This is a genomic window from Kocuria himachalensis, assembly GCF_054784195.1.
This window is the reverse complement of record NZ_BAAGPL010000026.1, coordinates 1-3,547: the sequence shown is the minus strand read 5'-3', so window position 1 is coordinate 3,547 and position 3,547 is coordinate 1. Positions and strand designations below refer to the sequence as shown.

Below are 3,547 nucleotides of genomic sequence, written 5' to 3'. Positions count from 1 at the left end.
CTGCTGGTCGCGCGGCACCCGCAGCCCCCGCCCGGTCAGCCGCCGCTGGCCCAGGTGCTGGCCCGCTCCAGCTTCCTGCTCGACGGGGTGGCCTGCCCCGACCCGGACACCACGGTCCCGGCCGACGCGGTGCTCGACGTCCTGCCGCCCTTCTCCGGCGGATGACGGCCATGTGGCTCTGCCGAGCTGCATGGCCGGCCCACCGGTGATGCCCCGTTCCGTTCCCCACCCGAAGGAGACGATATGACCGTGCACGACGACAACGCCCTCGCCCTGGACCAGTGGAGCCAGCGGCTCGCCCAGGCGCTCCAGATCCTGGATCTGAAGGTGGACACCCAGGAGATCCTGCAGCTCGCCCAGCGGGCCTCGGGAGCCGTCTCCCCCGGGGCCGGGGCGCTGACCACCTTCTACGTCGGCTATGCCGCCGCGCTGGATGCGGCCGGGAACCGGGCCGGCAAGACCCCGGATCAGGCGGTGCGCGACGCCGCGGCCACGGCCGAGCGCCTGGCCGCCGACGGCGCCCACGGCGGTCAGGACAGCGTCGGGTGGGCTGCGACGGGCCAGTAGGCCCGGAAGTGGGACGAGGACGGCGCACGGCGTCGTCCTCCCGAGCCGGAGAAGAACGGGACGCGGCCGCCGCCCCCTCGATGCGGGGAGCGGCGGCCACGCCGCGGTGCCGGTCGATCGGGACGGGTCAGACGGTGGCAGGCATGTCCGCCGCCACGTTCTCCTCGCCGCTGCCGCCGGCCGGACCCTCGAACGCCGGTTCCAGGCGGACGATGACGCCCTTGGACACGGGGGTGTTGCTGCCCTTCACGGTGTCGTCGAGCGGCACCAGGACGTTGCCCTCCGGATAGTAGGCCGCGGCGCACCCGCGGGCGGTGGGATAGGACACGAGGCGGAACCTCCGCAGCACCCGGTCCTTGCCGTCCGCGTACTCGCCGTGCACGTCCACGAGCTGGCCGTCCTCCAGCCCCAGCTCGACGATGTCCTCCGGGTTCACGAAGACGACGTGCCGGCCCTTCTTGATACCGCGGTAGCGGTCGTTGTGGCCGTAGATCGTCGTGTTGAACTGGTCGTGGGAGCGCATCGTCTGCAGGATCAGCCGGCCCGGTGGGCGCTCGAGGAGGTCCAGGCCGTTGACGGTCAGCTGCGCCTTGCCCGTGGGCGTGTTGAAGGTACGGGAGTCCCGAGGACCGTTGGCCATCACGAAGCCCCCCTCATGGCGGATCCTCTCGTTGTAGTCCTCGCACCCGACGACGACGTGCGAGATGTGGTCGCGGATCCGGTCGTAGTCGGCCTCGAAGCCCTCCCAGTCGGCGTCGACCTTGTTCCCGAGGGTCGCACGAGCCAGCCGCGCCACGATGGCCACCTCGGACAGGAGGTTCTCCCCGACGGGGGCGACCTTGCCCCACGAGGGGTGGACGGCGCTCATGGTGTCCTCCACCGAGATGAACTGCACCCTGGCGGCCTGCCGGTCGATCTCGGTGCGGCCCAGGGTGGGCAGGATGAGCGCTTCCTCGCCGACCACGGTGTGGGACCGGTTGAGCTTCGTGGAGATCTGCACGTTCATCTCCAGCTTGTCCATCGCGGCCTCCGTCGCGGCGGTGTCGGACATGGCCGCGACGAAGTTCCCGCCGAGGGCCAGGAAGAACCTGATCCCGCCGTCGCGCATCCGGCGGACGGCGTCGACCGCGTCGACCCCGTGGTCACGGGGCGGGTCGAAGGAGAACTCCTTGCCCAGTGCGTCCAGGAACGCCGGGGGCATCTGCTCCCAGATGCCCATGGTCCGGTCGCCCTGCACGTTGGAGTGCCCGCGGATGGGCGAGGCTCCCGCACCCGGCTTGCCGATGTTGCCCCGCAGCAGGAGGAGATTGATGATCTCCTTGATGGTGGCCACCCCGTTCTTCTGCTGGGTGACGCCCATGGCCCAGGTGATGATCACGCTCTCGGCCTTCAGGTACCGGTCCGCGAGCTCGTCGATCTCCTCGGAGCGCAGGCCGGTCGCGGCCAGCACCGTCTGTTCGTCCAGCTCGGCGAGGTGCGCCCTGAGCTCCTGGAGGCCCTCGCAGTGCTCGTCGAGGAACTCGTGGTCCAGCACCGTCCCGGGGGCGGCGTCCTCGGCCTCGAGCACCCGTTTGGACACCGCCTGGAGCAGCGCCATGTCCCCACCGGCACGGATCTGCAGGAACTGGTCCGCGAGTTCGGTGCCCTTGCCGATGACACCCTTGGGCTTCTGCGGGTTCTTGAACCGGCGCAGTCCGGCCTCCGGCAGCGGGTTGACCGCGACGATCCGCCCGCCGTTCTCCTTCTGCTTCTCGAGGGCGCTGAGCATGCGCGGGTGGTTGGTGCCCGGGTTCTGGCCGATGAGGATCATCAGGTCGGAGTTCACGTAGTCGTCGTAGGTGACCGTGGCCTTGCCCACGCCGATCGTCTGGCCCATGCCCCACCCCGAGGACTCGTGGCACATGTTGGAGCAGTCGGGAAGGTTGTTGGTGCCGAGCCCGCGCACGAACAGCTGGTAGATGAACGCGGCCTCGTTGGAGGCGCGCCCGCTGGTGTAGAACGCCGCCTCGTCCGGATCGTCCAGGTCCCTGAGCTTCTCCGCCACGATGGAGATCGCCTCGTCCCAGCTGATGGGCCGGTAGTGGTCCTCGCCCTTGGCCTTGTGGACGGGCTCGGTGAGCCGTCCCTGCATGCCCAGCCAGTACTCGGAGCGCCCGCGCAGATCGCTGACCGAGTGCTCCGCCCAGAACTCGGGGGCGACCGTCACGGGGGTGGCCTCCCAGGTGACGGCCTTCGCGCCGTTCTCGCAGTACTCGAAGGGGCTGCGGTGACCGGGGTCCGGCCACGCGCAGCTCATGCAGTCGAAACCGCCCTTCTGGTTCATGCTCAGCAGCGTTCGGCCGGCCCGGACCGGGCCCATGTGGTCCAGCGCCGGCTCCATGGAGTAGTAGACGGCCGGCAGACCGCCGGCCCAGTCCTTCGGCCTGCTCACCTCCAGGTCGTTCTCCTCGACCTCGCGCACGTCGGGCTTCTGTCGGGTCATGGGGCCCTTCCCTTCTCTGTCGCTGGTCACGTCCGCCGACGTGCTCGCAGACGTCGGCACGGGAATTCCTGCACGGCCACGATCCGCACGGAGTGGCAACCCACGGGGTGCTGGTGCAGTGCACGGGAGTGATACGTCCACCGACCGCGGGAAGGAGTCGCGCGTGCCGGACAATCGTCGACTGCTGTGCAACGGAATTCACATTGTGCAACATTCTTGGAGGTGCTGGCGGGAGAGTCAAGGAGTGGGGGCTCCGCGACCCCCATCTCGCCCCCCGGGACGACACCGGCGCGAAAAGGCCGGGGGAATGCTTGACAAGCAGGAGTGATGCGCTTCACGCTGTTCTCATATCGCGAAGCATGTTGCAGATTACGAACCCTCGGCGGGGGCGGCCCCCTTCTCCCGCCTCGCTCCAGATCTTTCGAAAGAGGTCCCTTCATGGAGTCCCTCGTCATTGTCGGGGCGTCCCTGGCCGGTCTGTCGGCCGCCCGGGCCGCC

Annotated in this window: 2 protein-coding genes; one reads left to right on the top strand and one right to left on the bottom strand. The window is 69.4% G+C overall.

Annotated elements, in window-relative coordinates:
• The first annotated feature begins 243 nt into the window (after positions 1-243).
• Positions 244-567, top strand: a complete 324-nt coding sequence (locus tag ACYVM4_RS17620) for a DUF6457 domain-containing protein (RefSeq protein ID WP_368823665.1) — start codon at positions 244-246, stop codon at positions 565-567.
• Positions 568-694: 127 nt separating this feature from the next.
• Here the strand turns inward: ACYVM4_RS17620 and ACYVM4_RS17615 are convergent, their stop codons facing one another.
• Complete coding sequence (locus ACYVM4_RS17615) at positions 695-3,049, bottom strand: FdhF/YdeP family oxidoreductase (RefSeq protein ID WP_460669367.1); 2,355 nt, start codon at positions 3,047-3,049, stop codon at positions 695-697.
• Between the last annotated feature and the right edge of the window lie 498 nt (positions 3,050-3,547).